Source organism: Pseudomonas sp. NBRC 111133, from assembly GCF_001320605.1.
Taxonomy (GTDB): Bacteria; Pseudomonadota; Gammaproteobacteria; order Pseudomonadales; family Pseudomonadaceae; genus Aquipseudomonas; species Aquipseudomonas monteilii.
The window spans coordinates 21406-41668 of sequence record NZ_BCBJ01000121.1; the positions used below are offsets into that span (position 1 = coordinate 21406).

A 20263-nucleotide genomic window follows, 5' to 3' on the forward strand; every position below is an offset into this window, starting at 1 on the left:
ACTTCAAATGACGAAAGAAATCGACAAAAAAGCCAGGGTAAAACCTGGCTTTTTTGTGCTTGGAATTTAGCCTTCGTTCTTGCGAGGCGTTTCCGCATTGCTTTCTCCGGCCAGACCCTCGGCACCTTGTGCGGGGCGTTTCCAATGGCACAGCAGGAGCTGGCTGGCGTTCGCTTCGGTGATCGATGTGCAAGCTAGATCAGCGGGCAGACCATCCTTGCTGTCTCGCAAGCGCCTGGACAGATAGAACGAGCCATCCCGCGGCCACTTGGCAGGATCCTTGATGTTCTCGGACTTCCCGCTGCTGTAAAACTCCGACGAGTATGAGCGGCGGCCAGGATAGATCAGGGGAGCGGAATGAGCAGACTGCACATTGAGCCAGGCTTGAACCACATCCCGCTGATTCTGAGGGCGCTCCTCTAGTACCCCGGCGTAGATGATGCCCGCACCGATGATTGGCAACACCAATGCGCTCGCAGCGGCAGCCCAGGTGGTCTTCGGGCCAACTTCGCTGACCCGTGCAGACAGCAGCAATGCCCACGCTGGCAGCGCGGGTAGCAGGTAGGTCCACAGAATGTTGCCTGCAAATGTGAAGAAGACCGGTGTCGCCAAGGCCCACAGCCAGAGGTAGGCTTTGAAGCGCTGCATCGATCCACGCTTGCGGATCAACAGTGGTAGAAACAAGGCCCATGGCAGTAGCGACAATCCGAGCTGGATCCAGATGCTGCCGTACGGCTTGGCATGAGCACTACCATAGAGGTCCCCTGCCCAGTTACTGACGACGTAGCGGCTCCAGTGCTCACCAACGAAGAAGTACTCCATGAAGCCGGGCGTTTTCATCTCGGCCGCGACATACCATGGCACGGATATACCGAACATAAGTACAAGGCCGCTAATCCAGGGAAGCCTCAGTACCCGTCCCCATTCCTTGTAGATAACGAACCAGGCGAATGCCGGCGCCCCCATAAGCACCAGGGTCAGCGGCCCTTTGGCAAGCAAGCCCAGCCCGAGACCTGCGAACATCAGGTAGGCATCCGCCTTGCTGGCGCACTTCATCCAACGCCAGAAACCGTAGCTGGCCAGCAGAATCGAGAACGACAAAACAGGGTCAGTCAGCACAACACCGCTGGAGACCAGGCCAAGTGTGGTGCTGGAAAAAATAATGGCAGCCCAGATGCCGGCGTTACGAGAAATCTGCTGCGTGCCGAGTTTGATGATGATGAAACAGCTTGCCAGGTGGAGTAGCCACGCTGGGAAGCGCGCAGCGAACTCGTTAACGCCGAAGACCGTCATGCTCGCGGCCTGGGTCCAGAAGGACAACGGAGGCTTGCCCCAGAACGGTACCCCGTAGTCGAACATGGGCGTGATCCAGTCATTCAACTCGACCATCTTGCGAGCCATTTCAGCGTAACGGGCCTCAGATGTGTCCATCAGCGGGTAGATGCCCAGCCCCACCAAACGCAATAGCAAAATCGAACCCAGGACCCACCACAGCGTCCTCTCGTTCTTCAGGTTCAGCATTTCTTACCCTCGATCGAAGCCATCGAAGGGTGGAGTGACACGGGATCTGCCTTGTTGCTGTGCTTCAGGAAATAGAGAGGCCGGCGCTTCACTTCCGCGAGTGTCACGCCCAGGTACTCCCCCACCATGGCGACACCGACGCACATGAATGAAGCCATTCCGACGATCAGGTGATGGATGTCGAAACTGCCTGCCACAAGCGACGCAAGCATGTAGCAGATGCTGGAGACGAAAAGACCGAAACTGATGAGGCTGAAAATGCGCAGTGGTTTGCGAGAGAAGCTGACGATGCTCTCGATGGCCAGATTGAACAGGCCAGCTGCATTCCATTTGGTGCTCCCGGCATGGCGAACAGTGCGATTGTAGGGCAGTTCGATGGTACGAAAGCCTACCCAGCCGATCATGCCTTTGAGAATCCTGGAGCGTTCATCCAGGGCCCGCAGGGCTGCCAGCGGCGCAGGCCCAATCAATCGGAAATCGCTGACATCGGCCGGCATGTCCACCTTCTCCACCAGGCGCTGCATGACCCAGTAGTAAGCCCGGGCACTCATGCGCTTGAACCACGAATCACCGATTCTCAGGTTGCGCTGCATGTTCACCACGTCGTAGCCGCGTTGCCAGTAGTCCACCATGGCCGCGATGAGCTCTGGTGGATCCTGCAGGTCGACATCAATGAAGATCAGCGCACTGCCACGGGCATGGTCTATCCCGGCGCTCAGTGCAGCCTCTTTGCCGAAGTTGCGACTCAGGGACAGGCAACGTACAGATGACCCATCCTGATAGTGGCGAAGAATGTCGGCCGTCCGGTCATTACTGCCGTCGTCGACATAGAGGATTTCGCAGGAGACGGGTAAGCGCTTCACCACGCGGGTGATTCGCTGGTGGAACTCGGGGATGGTTTCCTCTTCCTGGAAGCAAGGGACCACGATGGTTAACAAGGGATCAGGGCGCTCGGGAAAGCGATGTAATGTCTGCATGATTGAATGTCCAAAAACGATGTGCAATGAATCCAAGTGCAGTGAGGCTTAAGGTCACTACGACTTGGGAGATGAGCGGTGACAGATTCGACTTGATGAGGAACCACATACCCACGCCATTGCCGAAGTTTGTGGTTAACGCGACCAGTGCAAACCTGACAGGCTGAAACTTACGAGAGCCATCTGCCACAAAACAGAGCGCCCTATTTCCAATGAAGCTCGCGATTGCGCCAACCATGCCGCCACAGATACTGGCCAGTAACGGAGTAACGAATTCTGTCGTAACCAGCAATAGGAACACCGCATAATGGACTCCCGTTGCTATGAAGCCGATCCCCAGATAACGAATCAGTAAGGTAGTAAGAGGTGGGGTTTGATTTTCCATGCCCAAAGCCTATGGAGGCAAAGGTGAAAAAATAGTGAACTAAATGTAAATGCGTAATTAGCCGAATCTATATATGGTAAGTAACAAGTCGGCGCACTAGGCTAGCACGCTACAATATCAGAGGGATTGCCTGAAAATTACGCTTTCGAAATAAAAGCCTTCCGATAACGCATGCATGACCCGTGGATTACAATGTTGACAAGATAAGGAAACACCGGGTGGCATTGAGATAGATTCCCCGAATTAAGGGGGACCTAATGGTTACACAAAATGAAACATATACAAGCACCGTTGTTCCTTACAGCCCTGACATATTGGATGATTTGCCAATTGATGATCAGCTGGCCGTAGAGTTTTTCGCAACAGCACGTTGTGCCAGTTTCAAACAGGCTGCCCGAGGGCTCAATGTGCCAGTGGTAGGCCTGCGGAAACGCTTGGAGAAACTGGAAGAGCACATTGGTGCTCCCGTGTTTGTCTACAAACACAACAAGCTTGCCCTGACCCGCACAGGCGAGAGGGTCAGCCATTACCTGTGCCAGCTCTTCGGCCCAGACGGCCTTGGCAAGTCCGGTGAAAAGGAAGTCCCCAGGCTTACCATCGCGATCACAGAGCCAGTGCTGAACGACATCGTAAACCGCGATCTAGTCGCCTACGTGCGTGATCATGCCGAAATGCAGCTGGAAATCCATTCAGAATGCACAACGCAGATGCTTTCTGAGTGTGAAGTCGATGTGGGTATCGCTTTGGTGAGCCCAGATGATAAAGGCGCGCTTGATCGCCATCCTACGTATAGGTTTGAACGGCTTGGCCGGATTGGGCACGCCCTGTTCATTTCCAGCCGCTATTCAAGAAGCGTCACCCTTCCAGTGGAGAGCTTGGATTTGCACAACTTCATGCTCGTTGTCCCTTGGGATGAAGAGATCTTGGCGGGCTCACGAAAGTGGGCATCGATAATGGCTGAGCATCAGGGCGGTACCACTCGGGTCAAGAGCTACAACCTATCACGAGGCCTTGTCGTTGGCGGTGCGTGTATTGGAGTGCTGCCCGACTACAGCCGAAAACTGGAGAGAAATATCCTACCCGTGCCGGGTTTCCTGGACGACCTGGAGGAGAAAGATGTCTATCTTGTTATCAAAACGAAGCTTGTCCGCAATCCGCAGGTTTTGGAAATTCGAAGATTGATCAAGAAGAGCTTCTTTGATAAGAAGGACTGGCTTGTTCGGTAACAGTTTTGTTAGGTTTGAAACTCCTCCGTTAACACTACAGAAACACAACTGTCATATTCGCTTGCAACCTAGTCAGAGTGCTTAGAACAAAGGCATCTTGTTACAGCAGGTGACAACCGTGGCCTGCTCCCATCTGCAAGATAAATTTAGGCCGGCGCAGGGCGAAATATAACGTCGGTAGCTAAGCACTTAACATACGAGAGGCAAGCAATGATCCGTTCTTCGAACATGCGGGAAAAGCTGTTGGCTGCCGCAATAATAGGCACATTTTCCTCGCAAGCATTCTCCGGAACAGTAACCACTGACGGAGCTGACATCGTTCTGAAGACCAAGGGCGGTCTTGAAGTATCGACTTCTGACAAGGAATTCAGTTTCAAACTGGGCGGCCGAGTTCAGGCCGACTACGGCCGTTTCGATGGTGTCTTCACCAAGAATGGCGATACCGCTGACGCAGGCTACTTCCGTCGCGCCTACCTTGAGCTCGGTGGCGTGCTGTACCGCGACTGGAAGTATCAGCTCAACTACGACCTTTCCCGCAACACGGGCAACGACTCCGACGGCTACTTCGACGAAGCCAGCCTGACCTACACGGGTTTCAAGCCGGTGCAACTGCGCTTTGGCCGTTTCTACACCGACTTCGGTCTTGAGAAAGCCACCAGTTCGAAGTGGACCACCGCCATGGAGCGGAACCTCTCGTACGACCTGGCGGACTGGATCAACGACAACGCCGGCATGGGTGTTCAAGCCACCAGCACCATCGCTGACATGGCTTATGTTTCCGGTAGCGTTTTCAGCGAAACCAATAACAACTCGGATGGCGACAGCACCAAGCGCTACAACGTACGTGGCGTGTTCGCACCGCTGCACAGTGATGGCAACGTCCTGCACGTCGGTGCTCAGTACGCTTACCGCGACCTCAAAAACAGTGCGGTCGATACCCGGATTCGTTCGCGTCTGGGCGTCCGCGGTGTAGATACCAATGGCGGCGGCGATGCCGGCACCAACGGCAACCGCATGCTGTTTGGCGGTGCTGCTGCACAAGATGGCCTGTGGAAGGACGACTCGGTCTGGGGTCTCGAAGGTGCCTGGGCCACCGGCCCGTTCTCGGTTCAAGCGGAATACCTTCGCCGCAAGCTGAAAGCTGACCAGGCCAACAACGACATGAAGGCCTCCGGTTACTACGCCCAGATGGCTTACACCCTGACCGGCGAGCCGCGTATCTACAAGCTCGATGGTGCCAAGTTCGACACTATCAAACCAGAGAACAAGGAACTGGGGGCCTGGGAAGTCTTCTACCGCTTTGACGATATCAAGGTCGAAGACGGCAACCTGGTCACCGCGGCGGACCAATCGAACGAGCGCAAGGCCAAGAGCCACACGGTGGGTGTGAACTGGTACGTCAACGAGGCGGTGAAAGTCAGTGCCAACTACATCAACGTGCGCACCGACAACAACGAGAACACCGTGGGCGACGACAGCGGCAATGCCATCGTGACCCGCCTGCAATACGTCTTCTGATCCCTCTCATCAGTCTGACGTGAGAAAGCCGGAAGCGCTCAACGTGCTTCCGGCTTTCCTGTTTCTGGAGGTGATCAAGCATGGAGCGCCCTCCTCCTACCTGCTTTCGCTTACCGATGACCGCTCTTGCCAAAGCTCGGCGAATCTGATGTGATTGCCGCGTCGGGCTTTGCATGGTGGCCGTGCAAGCAAATCAAACCTGACTCCTATTCATGATTGAACCTGATTCGACGTCCAGCTTCGCGTCTAACGGCCCTACAAGCGCAGCTACCCCAACGTCGCTCATTAGGGGATAGTCATGTCTGCAAAAAAGCTGCTTCAACCTCTCGCTGCTCAGCTGCACGCCTCGTTCTCGGCTTCTGGCCGCCCGTACTCTCATCTGCACCTCCACCAGCTGTTCCACGCGGCCATCGGCTCCGTTGCACCGCAAGTTGCCATCCAAGACAAGCTGCCAATTCAGGTCTGTCGTGACAACGAGACACGGCAGTACAACCTCTACGCGGCGGTCGAGCGGGCGAAAACGTGCTTAGGATTGACCGATCTTCAAGCAGTCGGTGTGGCTGAAGAAGTCATTGAGGTGCTACGAACTGCGGGAATCGGCGTGAACCAGGTTCGCCTGCTCCTTGACCCCTCCTTCAGCTCGAAGACTCGCAAAAAGGCCTTCAAGGCTCTCTGCAAGAACCTGGATCTGAACGAGCTAGGCGATCGCTTCGTCCCCAAGACTGCCACGTTGGCCATCGCTGCTGGTATTGCGCCGCCTCCCAAAATGTCGTGGAAGGATCGCTTCGCCCTGGCTGCAAATTCCCCCATGCGGGGGCCAAGCGAGCTCATCAGCATGGTCAACCGGGATGAGTGTTATCTGTGGGTATTCCCACCGACTGACCATCATGCGACGGCTCCAGCGACGCATGACCGTTTCTTTGGTGAAAAGACCCACCCGAGCGCAGAAATGGGCATGGGGTTCAGCATCATCGATTCCGGCTGGACCCGCCCCAAGTACCCGCTATCCAGGCAGTCACAAGAGACCTTCATCCAGTATTCGCTTTCTGCGCCGATGTGGTCCTGGCGCGCACAAAGTGACACCTGGCGCCTGGGAAACATCCTGCGTTCAAGAATCCTTGACGGGGCTCCTTGGCATAACGAGCCTCTGAGTGACGTGCTTCCGAGCGGCCTTAAATCCCTGCCCCGGATCTATGGGTGCGAAACCTGCCGAACGCTGTTCATTGAGAATCACAGCGACTACCCGGATGTACCCACTCAGTGCCAATGCGGTGAGGCGAGCAGCACGGGTGACCAAAACGAGTCATCTGCTCTCAATAGCTGATTTTCCTTACGGTGGCGGGCTGAGCCCCCCGTTAGGGATTGGCTATGGGAGCGGGATTCGCTCACCCCAAACCTGAAGGCGCCGCCACCTAACCGAGCGATATGAGCTGAATGCTCGCGGAGTAGATATGCAAAAGAGTAAAAACAAACAGGACACCCTGGCGGCGATCAATGCGCTTGTCGAGATTGCGTATGATCAGGGATTTGCGGACGGACACGGAGTCGGCAATCAAGTCGGTTTCGTAGCCGGTGTCATGAGCCTCAAAGCTGCATTGGCCTGCGGCTTACGGCATGGCTCACCTGAGTGCGGAAAGGCCCTTGAAAGCCTCAAGCGCATCGGGATCGACGAGTGAGAGAAAAGTACGGGTCGTGCGCTGATCGCGCACGACCCGTACTTCTACTTCAGGTCATTTCCCTGCTTAGCTTCATGATTGAAGCTCAGGGATCAGGTGCTTCTGCGGTAGGCCAACAGGCGCAAGGCGTTGAAGACGACCAACAGTGTGGAGCCCTCATGGATCGCAACAGCGGCACCAATGCTCAAGCCCATGATGGTGGACGGAACCAGGATGGCCACAATCCCCAAGCTGACGAACAGATTCTGGTGGATGATCGATCGCGTGTGACGGCTCAGCCCCACCGCAAATGGGAGTTGCCTGATGTCGTCAGCCATAAGCGCGATATCAGCCGTTTCCAGGGCAACATCAGATCCAGCAGCCCCCATTGCGATACCAACGCTCGAACTGGCCATGGCAGGGGCATCATTGACGCCGTCACCCACCATGGCCACCTTGGCGCTAAGGCGCAGGTTTTTGATGGCCTTGACCTTGTCTTCCGGCATCAGGTCTCCCCACGCTTCATCTAAGCCAACTTGTTTGGCTACAGCCTCTGCAACGCGGTTGTGGTCTCCAGAAATCATGACCATGCGTTCGATGCCCATCTCTCTAAGCTTCTGGAGTGCCTCTTTGGCCCCCTCCCGGGGTGTGTCCAATAGCCCGATAGCGCCCAGATCCTTGTCAGCACGCCGTACCACCATGGTGGTACGGCCTGACTGACGTAGACGCTCCGCAGCCTCCAGGGCTGCCTTGCTGAGTGCGGGAATACCATTGGTACCGAACATCTCGACCTTGCCAATCCAGACGAACTGCCCATCAAGCTCAGCACGCACGCCGCGGCCAATCATGTTGCTCATGTTCTTGGCTTGGAATCGGCGCCGTGTGCCAATCATCTCTTCACCGTCACGCACAATTGCCGCAGCCAGCGGATGGTCGCTCATCGACTCCACAGCGATGGCGACGTTTAGCAGATCCTCGATCTGCGTGCCGCCTATGGGTATTACATCGGTGATACGTGGGCGCCCTTCGGTCAGGGTACCGGTCTTGTCGAATGCCATGGCATTCAATGATCCAAGCTCTTCAAGTGGCGCACCGCCCTTGATCAGCACGCCACCTCGGGCTGCCCTGGCGATGCCAGAGAGAATGGCGCTTGGTGTAGCGATCGCGAGCGCGCAGGGGCTGGCTGCAACCAGTACGGCCATCGCCCGGTAGAACGAGTCACGGAACGGCTCGTCAAGGAAAATGCCGGCAAATAGCAGCCCGACTACCAGCAGTAAAACCAACGGGACGAATATGCGTTGGAAGCGGTCCGTGAATCGCTGGGTCGGTGACTTCCTGACTTCGGCTTCACTGACCATCTTGATGACCCGCGCCAAGGTACTCTCCGTAGAGCGCCGTGTTACCTCAACCTCGATGAGCGTTTCGCCATTGATGGTACCGGCGAAGACTTTCGAGGCTGCATCCACTGCATCTGGCTTGCTGCGTGCGAGTTCGGCATCAGGAACAGGTTGCTTGTCCACTGGGACGCTCTCACCGGTTACTGGCGCCTGGTTGATACTTGAGGAGCCTACGACTACAAAACCATCGGCCGGCAGGCGGTCATTGGGGCGCACGATGACAACGTCACCGGGAACCAGCAGCTCCACGGGCATCTCCACCGTGCCATTTGCTCTGCGTACGATCGCGGTGGCTGGTGCGAGCTTGGACAGTGCCTCAATCGCTTTCTTGGCCCGCCCCATCGCGTAGCTTTCAAGGGAATGCCCCAGACTGAACAGGAACAGCAGCAGAGCCCCCTCCGCCCAGGCGCCGATGCTCGCGGCACCGACTGCGGCGAGAAGCATCAGCGAGTCGATCTCGAAGCGTTTCTGACGGATGTTGGTAACCGCTTCCTTAGTGGTGAACCATCCACCGAACACGTAGGCCGACACGTACAGAATCAGAGGCAGACGATCAATCAGGCCAAGTTTTCCTGCGAGAGCTCCGGCACCCAGGAGAGCACCACAGATCAGCGCGAAAATCAGCTCTGTGTTCATTCCAAAAATGCCGCCATGCTCATGGCTATGACCTTCATGCCCGGCTTGGTCATCAGGGCGTTCAAGCAAACTCTTCATAACTCGTCCCTTCTGGGGTCAAGGCTTCCAATTGCCCTCTGCAGTTGGGGAGCCGTCTCTGTTGGTTGGCTAAGATCTATTGCACGGTTTGCCCGAGCCCAGGCGTTAACATTTCGAAGCTATGGGGTATCGGGCGTAATAAAAAATGCCAGGCACTGCCTGGCATTTATGAATTCTCTAATTGTTCTGTTCAAATCGTTTACTACTTGTTGTTGATGCATTGCGAATACATCGAGTAACGAACAGTCTTGAGCGTGCCCTGGGAGTCCTCGAAGGTCATCAACCGTGGATAGACCTGGCAGGTACGGGGGTCCTGCGACTGACGTACGAATTTCGCAACGTCTATCTTCATGCCATATTTGTAATCCTGAATCTCTGGCATTGGCTTGCCATTTTTCTCCGCGTACTTGGCCACTGCGGTCTGGTGTTCCTTGGTGTATTGAAGCTGCTTGCTCTCGGAGAAAGTGTTGGCCTGCGAAGCCACCGAGAAAACAACAAGTGCAGCAGCGATAATTAGCTTTTTCATAAAACCCTCTCAATTTCAAAACTTCTCGGGCGTAACCTTAGCAATGCATAGGCATCACCGGCATGACGAGAAACTTACAATTTTGAAAGGTAAGTGCATCTACTTCACTTTAAACAAAAAAGCCCACAACACGTGTTGTGGGCTTCTCTTTAGCGGAGGCTGTTAGCTAACCACTTCGGCCTCGTCGCCGTCTTCATCCTTGCGGTGTGCCCAGTGATACAGGGCAGGCAGTACCAGCAAGGTCAGTGCGGTGGAGGACAGGATCCCGCCAATCACCACCGTCGCCAATGGCCGCTGAACTTCGGCACCGGTGCCGGTGGCCAAAGCCATCGGGATGAAGCCCAGGGACGCTACCAAGGCTGTCATCAGAACAGGTCGCAGACGGGTCAATGCACCTTCATCGACTGCCTGTCTGAGCGTTCGTCCCTCCTCCCTTAGCCCGCGGATGAAGGCAATCATCACCAGGCCGTTCAGTACTGCAACGCCGGACAGTGCAATGAAGCCGACACCTGCCGAGATCGACAGTGGGATGTCCCGCAGCCACAACGCCACAACACCACCGGTGAGTGCGAATGGAATACCGGTGAAGACCAGCATGCCGTCCTTCAGGTTGTTGAACATCAGGAACAACAAGGTCATGACCAGCAGCAAGGCGACTGGAACAACGATCTGCAGGCGTTTGGCAGCCGACTGCAGCTGCTCGAACTGGCCCCCCCAAGTCGTCCAGTAGCCCGCAGGGATTTGCACCTTCTTGTCCAGCGATGCGGTCGCCTCCTCAACGAAGGACCCCAGATCGCGGCCTCGAACGTTGGCGCTGACGATAACCAGACGTTTGCCGTTCTCGCGGCTGATTTGGTTCGGGCCCAGTTGCAGGTCCAGATTGGCGACCTGGGACAGCGGGATGAAGCCGATCTGATTGGCACCCTGTGCCGCATTGGCAGGTACCGGGATCAGCAAGCTGGACATACCCGCTACGTCGGTGCGAACGGTCTCTGGTAGGCGTACTACCATGTCGAACCGACGGTCGCCCTCATACAGCGTGCCGGCCTGACGGCCACCCACGGCGATAGCGATCGAGTTCTGAACATCCGCGATGTTCAGGCCGTAGCGTGCTGCTTTTTCGCGGTCAATGTTGATGGTCAGCACCGGCAGGCCGGATGTCTGCTCAACTTTCACTTCCGATGAGCCCGGGACCGCTTTGAGCGCTGCCGCGATCTTGTTGGCGGTGTTGTTGAGCACGTCCATGTCATCGCCGAAGACTTTCACAGCGACGTCACTACGCACGCCCGAAATCAGCTCGTTGAAACGCAGTTGGATTGGCTGCGACAACTCGTAGTTGCTTCCTGGAACACCCGCTGCGGCCTTCTGCACTTCAGCAATCAGCTCATCACGAGGCTTCTTCGGGTTAGGCCACTGATCCTGAGGCTTGAGCATGATGTAGGCGTCAGAGGCGTTCGGCGGCATCGGGTCAGATGCAATTTCTGCGGTACCCGAGCGTGCGAACATCCGCTCAACTTCAGGCACCTGCGCAATCACCGCTTTCTCCAGACGCTGCTGCATCTCGACAGATTGAGTGAGGCTCGTTCCAGGCACACGCATGGCCTGCATCGCAAAGTCACCCTCACTGAGGCTTGGGATGAACTCGCTACCCATACGACTTGCCAGCAAACCACTGAGCACGACCAAGGCTACTGCGGCCGAGAAAGCGATGTTCCGATGTCCCAGCACCCATTGCAGAACCGGTTCATAGCGCAGTCGAGCTGTGCGCATGACCACGCCTTCCTCTTCCTTCACCTTGCCAGTGACGAACATGGCAATAGCTGCAGGAACAAAGGTAACGGACAGGACCATTGCACCCAGCAGCGCCATCACAACGGTGAAGGCCATCGGGTGGAACATTTTGCCTTCGACGCCGGTGAGGGCGAAGATCGGCAGGTACACCACCATGATGATCAGCTGACCGAAGATCAGCGGCCGGCGAGCTTCTCGCGCCGCGGCAAAGACCTCGTGGAAGCGTTCGGTTTTGGTGAGCATGCGGCCATGCTTATGTTGCGCATGAGCCAGTCGACGGATCGCGTTTTCTACAATAACCACGGCACCGTCGACGATGATGCCGAAGTCGAGTGCCCCCAAACTCATTAAGTTGGCACTGACCTTGTTGTTGAACATGCCTGTGAAGGTGAACAGCATGGACAGCGGAATCACCATCGCGGTGATCAGAGCCGCACGGATGTTGCCGAGGAACAGGAACAGAATGGCGATAACCAGGATCGCGCCTTCCACCAGGTTCTTCTTCACCGTCGCGATGGCTTTTTCAACCAGGTTGGTACGGTCGTAAACAGTCACAGCCACCACGCCCTTTGGCAGGGTGCGGTTGATGTCCGCCAATTTGGCGGCGACAGCTTGAGATACGGTGCGGCTGTTTTCACCAATCAGCATGAACACGGTACCGAGCACGACTTCGCGGCCGTTCTCAGTAGCAGCACCTGTACGGAGCTCTTTACCGATGCTGACGTCAGCAACGCTGCTGATGCGAATCGGTGCACCATCCACACTGGTGATCACGATGTTGGCGATGTCTTCGATATTGCCTACCTGACCCGGTGCACGGATGAGCAACTGTTCACCATTACGCTCGATGTAGCCGGCACCGACGTTGGCGTTGTTACTTTCCAACGCTGCGACCAGGTCATTGAGTGTCAGCTTGTAGGTAGCCAGGCGCTTTGGATCCGGCGCAACCAGGAACTGCTTGGCATAACCGCCGATGGTATTGATCTCGGCCACACCCGGGACGTTACGCAGCTGAGGCTTGATGATCCAGTCCTGGATCACGCGCAGGTCGGTCGGGGTGTACGGCGTACCGTCCTCTTTGACCGCGCCATCTTCGGCTTCAACAGTCCACAGGAAGATCTCGCCGAGGCCGGTAGATACCGGACCCATGACGGCCTCTACACCTTCTGGCAGCTGTTCCTTCGCAACCTGCAGCCGCTCGTTGATCAACTGGCGGGCAAAGAAGATGTCAGTGCCATCCTTGAAGATCACGGTGACCTGAGACAGGCCAGAGCGAGACAGGGAACGGGTCTGCTGAAGGCCCGGGAGACCGGCCATGGCCGTTTCAACTGGAAACGTGATCCGTTGTTCGGTTTCCAAGGGCGAGTAACCAGGCGCTGCAGTGTTGATCTGCACCTGGACGTTGGTGATATCGGGTACCGCATCGATGGGCAGCTTTTGATAGCTGTAGATACCGATACCCGCCATGATCAGAACGGCGATCATTACTACGATGCGCTGCTCGATGGCGAATCTGATGATACGTTCAAACATGAGAAATCATCCTGTCAGTTCGCATCAGTGACCGTGTTCGGCAGAAGCTTTGCCGAGCTCGGACTTGAGTGTGAAGCTGCCACTGGTTGCTACCTGGGCGCCGGCTTCAATACCGTCGATGATTTCCACGTACCCATTGTCGCGGCGACCCAGTTTTACCGGGCGGGTGTCAAAGCCATCTGGGGTGCGTACGAATACCGAAGGTTTGTCTTCAACGGTCTGCACAGCGTGCTCAGGGACCGCTACGGCAACTCGATCGGTCTGGGAGGTGACCGCAATGTTTACGAACAGGCCTGGACGCCAGGCGCCGTTGGGGTTGGTCAAGGTGACGCGGACAGTAGCTGCACGGTTTTGCTCGCCCAGCAGGCTGCCGACATAACCCACCTTCCCTTCGACCTCGACGTTCATGTCAGGCGAAGAGACTTTCACTGCACGGCCAGTCGTGACCTTGCCCAGATCTGTCGGCGGAACTGCGAAGGTCGCCCAGACCTGATTCAGGTCGGAAAGGATGAAGGCGTTGGTCGCCTCGCTGACGACTTCGCCGACGGTCAGGTGTTTCTCCACTACCACGGCGTCGAAGGGAGCGCGGAGCTCGTAACGATTACCGCCAACGGAGTTAACCGAGGCACCGATTGCGCCGACCTTCTGCTTGGCGTTGGCCAAGGAGATCTCCGCTTCTTGCAGCGCTTGGCGTGCTTGGAGGTAGTCTTGCTCTGCAGAGATCTTGTCCTGCCACAGTTGCTTCTCACGTTCGAAGGTCACACGCGCCAGTTCGACGCGACGCTGTGCGGCCTGTTGTTCGCTGCGCAGGTCAGAGATCTGCTGGCTGGCGATTACCGCGAGGACTTGCCCTTTCTTGACCGTCTCGCCCAGGTTGGCCTGGACAGCCTCAACAACGCCAGGAACACGAGGAACCACGTGGGCAGTACGATCTTCGTCGAAGCGAATTTCGCCAGGGAAGCTCACGACGGTACCGAGGTCACGAGGCGCTGCAGCTTCCAGGGCAACACCAGCGGCCTTGATCTGTTCAGCGCTGAGCGTCAGCTTGCCCTCTTCTTCACCGCCCTCTTCGCTGTGGCCTTCTTCACCATGGCCCTCATCACCTTCCTCTTTGGCGGCAGATGCGGCTTTCTTTTCGTCGCCATGGCCATCGTTAGCGCCATGCTCGGCAGTACTGGCGGCCTGCTGTCCGGAACTGTTGTTCCAGGCAAGGCTGCCAAATCCGAGGGCTGCCACAGCGGCTACCGCGAGGGCGATCTTGCGTTTGTTATCCATTGCTACTCCTGCTGATCGTAGGCACCGGCTTGTTCAAGGCTGTGTGCCGAAGAAAATGTTTGGCCCGTTCAGCGAGTGCCGGCGGTTGAGCCGACTTCGCCATAAACCCTTTCCACCTGCGCACGCGCATTGGTCGCCGCTGCCAACGATTCGAGGTATTGGCCACGAGCGACGATCAAGGTGCGCTGGGCATCCAGCACTTCGATGAAACCGAATTTGCCCATCTCGAAGCCGCGGGTTGCGGTCTCTACGGCTTGTTGGGCTGAAGGCAGAATGGTCTTGTCGTAGGACTCGACCTCCTGCATGGCGGTGGACCATTGGTTCAACGCGGTTTGGGTTTCGGTGCGCAGGCGCAGCTCAACAGCATTGCGCTGGTCCCGGGCCTGATCTGCACGACGAGAAGCGGAAAGAATGTTGCCCTGGTTACGATCGAACAGCGGCAAAGGCATAGACAGGCCCACAGTGTTGACCCGCTCGCGCACAGAGCGGTCGTACTGGCTACCTACACTGACAGTAAGGTTCGGGATACGCTGAGCTTTCTCTGAGCCGAGCGAGGCATCGCTCTTGTCTATCTGCACCACGGCCTGACGCATTTCTGCTGTTTGGTCGAGCTTAGCCAGCAGATCTTCAGTGCGAGGTGGCAAGCCCGGGGAGAGGGTTGGCGATTCGAGTCGATCAAACACGGTGACTGAGCTCCCGGTAATTTGAGCGAGCTGTTGGTAAGCGGTCGCTTTTTCCGTTTCTGCACGTCGAACTTGCAGCTGGGCTTCGGCCAGTTGCACTTGAGCGCGGGTCGCCTCCACTGGGGACGACTTACCTGCGCGAACACGGCCATCGACGATGCGAAGACCGCGCTCAGTCAGTTCGAGAGATTGCTTGGCCAGGTCGAGACCTGTCTGGGCCCGCAACGCGGCGTAAAAGGCTTGGACGACATCTGCACGCAGGCCGTTAACGCGACGGTCTAACTCAAGCTGTGCGGCGGTCTGCCCGTATGTGGCGACGTCAACACGAGCCCCCCGCTTACCGCCCAGCTCAAGGGTCTGGCTGAGAGAGACAGTCGTCTGGCTGGTGTTACGACGGGTGTCTTCCACGTCATACGAGATTGTGGGGTTGGGGATAAGCCCGGCCTGCTTGCGAGCACCATCAGCGATCCCAATTTCTTGCCTGGCCGCGGCCAGGTCTGGGTTGGCATCCATGGCCGTCGAAAGCGCCTGGGGCAAGCTGATGCTTTGGGCAAGGGCTGCAGGCGCCATCAACCCAGAGATGACTGCACAGAGTGCAGCGATCTTCCAGGGCGAGACGGGGGTCTTGGGTAAGACATTGCGGTTATACCGGGGCACTTTGATGGTCCTCGTGCACAAACTTCGATAAAGCTTGGCGAGAACGCCGAAACAGCTGCCAAGCCCCACTTGATTAGGTGATGGCACTCTAATGAGCGGTAGCTATCAGAGGGGTGGCTAGAAAATTACAATTCCGTAAGAATGTCCTGTAATGCCCGAAAATACTGGGAAACCAAACCCGACACGATGATTTCGTTACAAGCAACGGAGATGGCAAACACGCGGTGCGAAGGCCCGAACAACAGGTAGATGACGAAATTGTAATTTTCCTATCACCCCCCCCGTTATCTTCGGCCTGCAAATATGAGCTCGCGCTACGCTAGGCGCGCCGCCTGGTCAGAACAATTAACGACACCCGCGCCGGTAAACATAATAAAAACTGCCGTGAATCAAAGGAGCATCGGATGAAAATCAAAGTACCACTGTATTTGGCGGCAGTTTCTGCGCTGTCTGGAAGCTATGCTATTTCGGCACAGGCAGAAGACAAGCCAGAAGGCTTCATTGAAGGCAGCAGCCTTACAGTGCTGAACCGTAACTTCTACTTCAACCGTGATAACCGCGACAGCACTGCCCCCACTTATAACAGTGGCAAGGGCAACACCAACGGCTACTCCGAAGCCTGGGCGCACGCGATCATCAGCAAATTCAACTCTGGGTTTACCCAGGGAACCGTTGGCTTTGGCGTTGATGCCTTCGCCATGATCGGCCTCAAGCTCGACACCGGTGATGGGCGCAACGGCGGCCGTAGCTCCTTCGACGTGCTACCCGTTGATAACAAGGGCGAAGCTCGCGACGAATACACCAAGGTCGGCGGCGCAGCCAAAGTCCGCTTGTTCGATACCATCGTGAAAGTAGGTGATGTTTTCCCATCGACTCCGGTCGTTGCATCCGGCGACTCTCGCCTGCTGCCAGAAAGCTTCCGCGGCGTGACCGTTGAGAACACCAGCATCCAAGGCCTCACCCTGCAGGGTGGTCGTCTGCATGCGATGAGCCAGCCGGTCTCAAGCAACCTGAACGACAACTTCGTGACGTTCTACGGCGGCCCGGTCAACTCGCCATGGATCGGTTACGGTGGCGGTGACTACTCGATCAACGACAACTGGACTGTGAGCGTCTACGCCAGCCAGCTGAAAGACGTCTGGAATCAGTACTACGCCGGCACCAGCGTGGTTTACCCGCTGAGCGACGATCTGGCGCTGATCGGTGGCTTCAACTACTACAAAGCCGTAGATGAAGGTAAGAAGCGCCTGGGTGAATTCGACAACAACATCTGGAGTGCCAAGGTCGGCGTGCGTTACGGTGCCCATACCCTAGCCCTGTCGCACCAGCGCAACAACGGCGACGACGATTTTGACTACCTGCGTCAGTCGGACTCGATTTTCGTCGACAACTCCATCCAGTACAGCGACTTCAACTCGCCGAAAGAGCGTTCCTGGATGCTGCGCTATGACCTGAACTTCACCAGCTACGGCATTCCAGGCCTGACGTTCATGACCCGCTACGCCAGAGGCTCGGGCGCGGATTACTCGAACGCTAACCAGTTCTACATGCGCACTGATGACAACGGCAACCCGCTCGACAATCAGAAGCGTTGGGAGCGTGACGTCGAAGTCAAATACGTTGTCCAAACCGGTCCAGCAAAAGATCTGTCCTTCCGGTTGCGCCAGGCAACCACACGTGCCACTGCATTCGAATCGGATCTGGATGAAACCCGTGTGATCATTGAGTACCCGCTTTCGATTCTGTAATTCGCTAACTGGACCAGTTATTCATTAACTGGTCCTATTAGTAAAACGAGCATTACGAATTCACCTTGAGTGGCTTAAGTGCTCCTTTGGTAAAAGGTGGATATTTGGCGCCCATTGGGCGCCTTTTTTTGCCTAAAATTCAAGTAGGCGTTCGATTGTACGCATCGCATGCCGGTGAAGTTCATGACTACACCAATGACCAGTCTCTTCAATGTGAGCGACCTCGCCGTCATCTGAGCGGAACGAAGCCAGCACAAAGAAGAAAATAACCCAATACTTCATAAGGTCAAATCACCTGCTGGAGAGAGGGCCCGCAACTGTCAAACCCAAACCGCGACAAGATATACCGCCAGACTATCAACTGTATTACCTAGAAATTACAAATCCGTCATTTGAGCCCCGGCACGCTCATTTTGATTTACCATCCCTTTCAATAATGCCGGCGCGCGTGCGCGGTTAATTGCTCAGTGATATCGAGACAAAATCCCATGCGAATTCTGGTAATTGAGGATGAAGTAAAAACTGCGGAGTATGTGCGTCAAGGTCTGACGGAATGTGGCTATGTCGTAGATTGCGTCCACACCGGGTCAGATGGATTATTCTTGGCTAAGCAGCACGAATATGAGCTGATTATCCTGGATATAAATCTGCCAGAGATGGACGGTTGGCAGGTCCTTGAGTTGTTGCGTCGTAAAAACTGCCCTTCCCGTATCATGATGCTGACGGCGAGAAGCCGGCTGGCGGATAAGGTCCGGGGGCTGGAGAACGGAGCAGATGACTACCTGATCAAGCCATTTGAGTTCCCTGAGCTGCTGGCCCGGGTTCGCGCCTTGATGCGCAGGTCAGATCACCCTGCATCCGTAGAGGTCATTCGCGTCGCTGACCTGGAGCTTGATCAGAGCCGGCACAGGGCATTCAGGGACGGTCAGCGCATTGACCTGACCACGAAAGAATTCGCGTTACTGCATTACCTGATGCGTAATACCGGTGTGGTGCTGAGCCGCACCCAAATTATTTCGCAGGTTTGGGATATGAATTTTGACTGCGACACAAACGTTGTAGAGGTGTCGATTCGAAGACTCAGAGCCAAGATAGATGACCCTTTCGAGACCAAACTGATACATACGCTTCGGGGCGTAGGGTATGTGCTTGAAAAACGATAGTTGCCAAGCTCTCTAGTACCGAAAATCCGCTACATGCTCCCGTCGCTTGCGAACTTGAGGTTTCTGTTTACGATCCGCGGCGCTGATTCCTCACTCAACAAATGAGGTAGGCTGTACATGAGGTATAGCATTGATTATCAGCAGGTTTCGCAAGGACAATCCGATGCCAGCATTGATGCCTGTCCAGCTGACATTGTCTTCAACAGCGACCATGGCCTAGCTCTTATCCCGTGCGTTGGCGATGTTATCAACCTCCCCTCTACGGCGGTCAAAGAAGGGGTTTGCGGCATCGTTAGATCAAGGATTTTCAATTATCTCAGAGGTCCTGAAGAGCTGTACTGTCACGTCAATATTCTCGTTGAGGAGGCGGACATCAATTTCGAAAGTCTCATCTCGGAATACATGCGCAATCAGTCACGTGCTCGCTCGCCTTCTTCATAAAGTCGAAGGCGGGCCAGTCCATTAATGGTTGTGTATGGGTGAGGGTTCAGCAGAGCGAGCGCCTACTGAGCACCAGAGATGAATAGTCACAGCCTAGTGGTTTAACGCGGTACTGCTGGTGTACGCAGGGCCGGACTCATTGTTTTTTGAATGGCGCATTGCAGCACATAGAAATATAAAACCCCGGAAGCAAATACGATTGCGGACAGATAAGCAAACTCAGAGTCTAAAACCCCGGAAACCATATACAATTTAATCGTGATAGAACCCATAATAATTCCGGTACAGTACATGACGCCTGTGAACTGATTGCCCAAAAAACTCAGTATGCCGCTGAAGGCATTGTTCGCACTCAACAGCATTGCTTTCAGTATCGTCCAGCCGAGAACTGGCAGAAAAGCCTTGATCATGAAGGCGAATAACATCGACGATGCAAACAGTTTTATCGGGGTTTCTGCCCACGGCTTGATGGTGCCGTCTACTTCAACGCCGGTATACAAGATGATATTCAGAATAATCGCCATAAGGGTGCATATGCCGAGGCGTATCATTTCCCGCTTAAGCGGGGCCATCATTATCACTGCGTGAATCTTGTTTCCAAAGTATCGTTTTAGTCCTTGGATCGACATTTTTCTTCCTATGCTCTCGGGTATGACGCTGTTGTAGCGTTGTATGACGGTCATGCTTTTACCCGAAGAGAGGTGACGCTTCAACGGTCCTGAATTGCGCAGGGGATCTCATGTCCTTCCCCTGGCTGGGTAGCTTGCTGAGAAATTCTCATCTACCTGCGTGGCAACGATGCGGCCACCCCGCCGCCGTCAGAGCTCTGGAGGACTGGCTGCTGTCAGCAACTCATCGAGTGACGGAACCTTAGCGTTTGCACTGAGGACGAGTGTTCTGGATCGGAGTATGGATACATCAAAGAAAGATTCGCACTCGACTCTTCCGTTTACTTCTCTCCAGTGGGTGACTTCTGGTATCAACTCATTAGGCACCGGGTATAGTGCCATAGGGTTATGGAATACCTCCACTTCAGCAGACCACGGCTCGTAG

Annotated in this window: 16 protein-coding genes and 1 pseudogene; 7 read left to right on the plus strand and 10 right to left on the minus strand. The window is 55.6% G+C overall.

The features are described 5' to 3' along the window. Positions 1–66: 66 nt before the first annotated feature. Genes APH36_RS26650 through APH36_RS26660 form a run of 3 tightly spaced genes read right to left on the minus strand, consistent with a single transcriptional unit; the run spans position 67 to position 2883 of the window. Positions 67–1521: a phospholipid carrier-dependent glycosyltransferase gene (locus APH36_RS26650; protein WP_010951444.1), complete on the minus strand. Its 1455-nt coding sequence runs from the start codon at positions 1519–1521 to the stop codon at positions 67–69. Beyond that, on the minus strand, positions 1515–2498 hold the full coding sequence (locus APH36_RS26655) for a glycosyltransferase family 2 protein (protein ID WP_010951445.1): 984 nt from the start codon (positions 2496–2498) through the stop codon (positions 1515–1517). The genes APH36_RS26650 and APH36_RS26655 overlap by 7 nt, the downstream gene beginning before the upstream one ends. Then, positions 2464–2883 (minus strand): GtrA family protein, encoded by a 420-nt coding sequence (locus tag APH36_RS26660; protein ID WP_010951446.1) that lies wholly within the window; start codon positions 2881–2883, stop codon positions 2464–2466. Before APH36_RS26660 ends, APH36_RS26655 begins: the two co-directional genes overlap by 35 nt. 257 nt (positions 2884–3140) lie before the next feature. Here APH36_RS26660 and APH36_RS26665 point away from each other — a divergent pair, with 257 nt between their 5' ends. The 4 genes from APH36_RS26665 to APH36_RS26680 all read left to right on the plus strand — a co-directional run bounded on the left by APH36_RS26665 (position 3141) and on the right by APH36_RS26680 (position 7303). Next, on the plus strand, positions 3141–4109 hold the full coding sequence (locus APH36_RS26665; RefSeq protein WP_010951447.1) for a LysR family transcriptional regulator: 969 nt from the start codon (positions 3141–3143) through the stop codon (positions 4107–4109). A gap of 210 nt (positions 4110–4319) precedes the next feature. Then, positions 4320–5627, plus strand: coding sequence for an OprO/OprP family phosphate-selective porin (locus APH36_RS26670; RefSeq protein ID WP_009395904.1), 1308 nt, complete (start codon positions 4320–4322; stop codon positions 5625–5627). Positions 5628–5925: 298 nt separating this feature from the next. Further along, positions 5926–6951, plus strand: coding sequence for a hypothetical protein (locus APH36_RS26675; protein ID WP_011953109.1), 1026 nt, complete (start codon positions 5926–5928; stop codon positions 6949–6951). 127 nt (positions 6952–7078) lie between these two features. Then, complete coding sequence (locus tag APH36_RS26680) at positions 7079–7303, plus strand: hypothetical protein (RefSeq protein ID WP_010951451.1); 225 nt, start codon at positions 7079–7081, stop codon at positions 7301–7303. A gap of 92 nt (positions 7304–7395) precedes the next feature. On the opposite strand, the gene APH36_RS26685 is transcribed toward APH36_RS26680, so the two are convergent. The 5 genes from APH36_RS26685 to APH36_RS26705 form a co-directional block, all read right to left on the minus strand. After that, complete coding sequence (locus tag APH36_RS26685; protein WP_010951452.1) at positions 7396–9393, minus strand: heavy metal translocating P-type ATPase; 1998 nt, start codon at positions 9391–9393, stop codon at positions 7396–7398. Between the two features lie 202 nt (positions 9394–9595). Continuing rightward, entirely contained in the window at positions 9596–9919 is a 324-nt protein-coding gene (locus APH36_RS26690; RefSeq protein ID WP_003253432.1) for a DUF2790 domain-containing protein, read from the minus strand. 162 nt (positions 9920–10081) lie between these two features. Continuing rightward, complete coding sequence (locus APH36_RS26695) at positions 10082–13243, minus strand: CusA/CzcA family heavy metal efflux RND transporter (RefSeq protein ID WP_010951454.1); 3162 nt, start codon at positions 13241–13243, stop codon at positions 10082–10084. 24 nt (positions 13244–13267) lie between these two features. Further along, positions 13268–14518, minus strand: coding sequence for an efflux RND transporter periplasmic adaptor subunit (locus APH36_RS26700; RefSeq protein ID WP_010951455.1), 1251 nt, complete (start codon positions 14516–14518; stop codon positions 13268–13270). A gap of 68 nt (positions 14519–14586) precedes the next feature. After that, positions 14587–15858 (minus strand): TolC family protein, encoded by a 1272-nt coding sequence (locus APH36_RS26705; RefSeq protein WP_010951456.1) that lies wholly within the window; start codon positions 15856–15858, stop codon positions 14587–14589. 404 nt (positions 15859–16262) lie between these two features. On the opposite strand from APH36_RS26705, the gene APH36_RS26710 reads away from it, so the two are divergent. The 3 genes from APH36_RS26710 to APH36_RS26720 all read left to right on the plus strand — a co-directional run bounded on the left by APH36_RS26710 (position 16263) and on the right by APH36_RS26720 (position 19210). Further along, complete coding sequence (locus tag APH36_RS26710; protein ID WP_003253422.1) at positions 16263–17606, plus strand: OprD family porin; 1344 nt, start codon at positions 16263–16265, stop codon at positions 17604–17606. 488 nt (positions 17607–18094) lie between these two features. Next, positions 18095–18769 carry a heavy metal response regulator transcription factor gene (locus APH36_RS26715; RefSeq protein WP_003253420.1) on the plus strand — a complete coding sequence of 225 codons (675 nt, stop codon included), beginning with the start codon at positions 18095–18097 and terminating at the stop codon, positions 18767–18769. 117 nt (positions 18770–18886) lie between these two features. Then, positions 18887–19210 carry a hypothetical protein gene (locus APH36_RS26720; RefSeq protein ID WP_010951457.1) on the plus strand — a complete coding sequence of 108 codons (324 nt, stop codon included), beginning with the start codon at positions 18887–18889 and terminating at the stop codon, positions 19208–19210. A gap of 101 nt (positions 19211–19311) precedes the next feature. Here the strand turns inward: APH36_RS26720 and APH36_RS26725 are convergent, their stop codons facing one another. Continuing rightward, positions 19312–19839, minus strand: a complete 528-nt coding sequence (locus APH36_RS26725; protein WP_012269855.1) for a hypothetical protein — start codon at positions 19837–19839, stop codon at positions 19312–19314. Between the two features lie 189 nt (positions 19840–20028). Continuing rightward, a pseudogene (locus tag APH36_RS32400) lies at positions 20029–20263 on the minus strand (hypothetical protein); the annotation flags it as partial.

Coding starts and splice junctions, on each gene's coding strand:
- APH36_RS26650 (WP_010951444.1), bottom strand. CDS start 1,521: ATGCTGAACCTGAAGAACGAGAGGACGCTGTGGTGGGTCCTGGGTTCG.
- APH36_RS26655 (WP_010951445.1), bottom strand. CDS start 2,498: ATGCAGACATTACATCGCTTTCCCGAGCGCCCTGATCCCTTGTTAACC.
- APH36_RS26660 (WP_010951446.1), bottom strand. CDS start 2,883: ATGGAAAATCAAACCCCACCTCTTACTACCTTACTGATTCGTTATCTG.
- APH36_RS26665 (WP_010951447.1), top strand. CDS start 3,141: ATGGTTACACAAAATGAAACATATACAAGCACCGTTGTTCCTTACAGC.
- APH36_RS26670 (WP_009395904.1), top strand. CDS start 4,320: ATGATCCGTTCTTCGAACATGCGGGAAAAGCTGTTGGCTGCCGCAATA.
- APH36_RS26675 (WP_011953109.1), top strand. CDS start 5,926: ATGTCTGCAAAAAAGCTGCTTCAACCTCTCGCTGCTCAGCTGCACGCC.
- APH36_RS26680 (WP_010951451.1), top strand. CDS start 7,079: ATGCAAAAGAGTAAAAACAAACAGGACACCCTGGCGGCGATCAATGCG.
- APH36_RS26685 (WP_010951452.1), bottom strand. CDS start 9,393: ATGAAGAGTTTGCTTGAACGCCCTGATGACCAAGCCGGGCATGAAGGT.
- APH36_RS26690 (WP_003253432.1), bottom strand. CDS start 9,919: ATGAAAAAGCTAATTATCGCTGCTGCACTTGTTGTTTTCTCGGTGGCT.
- APH36_RS26695 (WP_010951454.1), bottom strand. CDS start 13,243: ATGTTTGAACGTATCATCAGATTCGCCATCGAGCAGCGCATCGTAGTA.
- APH36_RS26700 (WP_010951455.1), bottom strand. CDS start 14,518: ATGGATAACAAACGCAAGATCGCCCTCGCGGTAGCCGCTGTGGCAGCC.
- APH36_RS26710 (WP_003253422.1), top strand. CDS start 16,263: ATGAAAATCAAAGTACCACTGTATTTGGCGGCAGTTTCTGCGCTGTCT.
- APH36_RS26715 (WP_003253420.1), top strand. CDS start 18,095: ATGCGAATTCTGGTAATTGAGGATGAAGTAAAAACTGCGGAGTATGTG.
- APH36_RS26720 (WP_010951457.1), top strand. CDS start 18,887: ATGAGGTATAGCATTGATTATCAGCAGGTTTCGCAAGGACAATCCGAT.
- APH36_RS26725 (WP_012269855.1), bottom strand. CDS start 19,839: ATGTCGATCCAAGGACTAAAACGATACTTTGGAAACAAGATTCACGCA.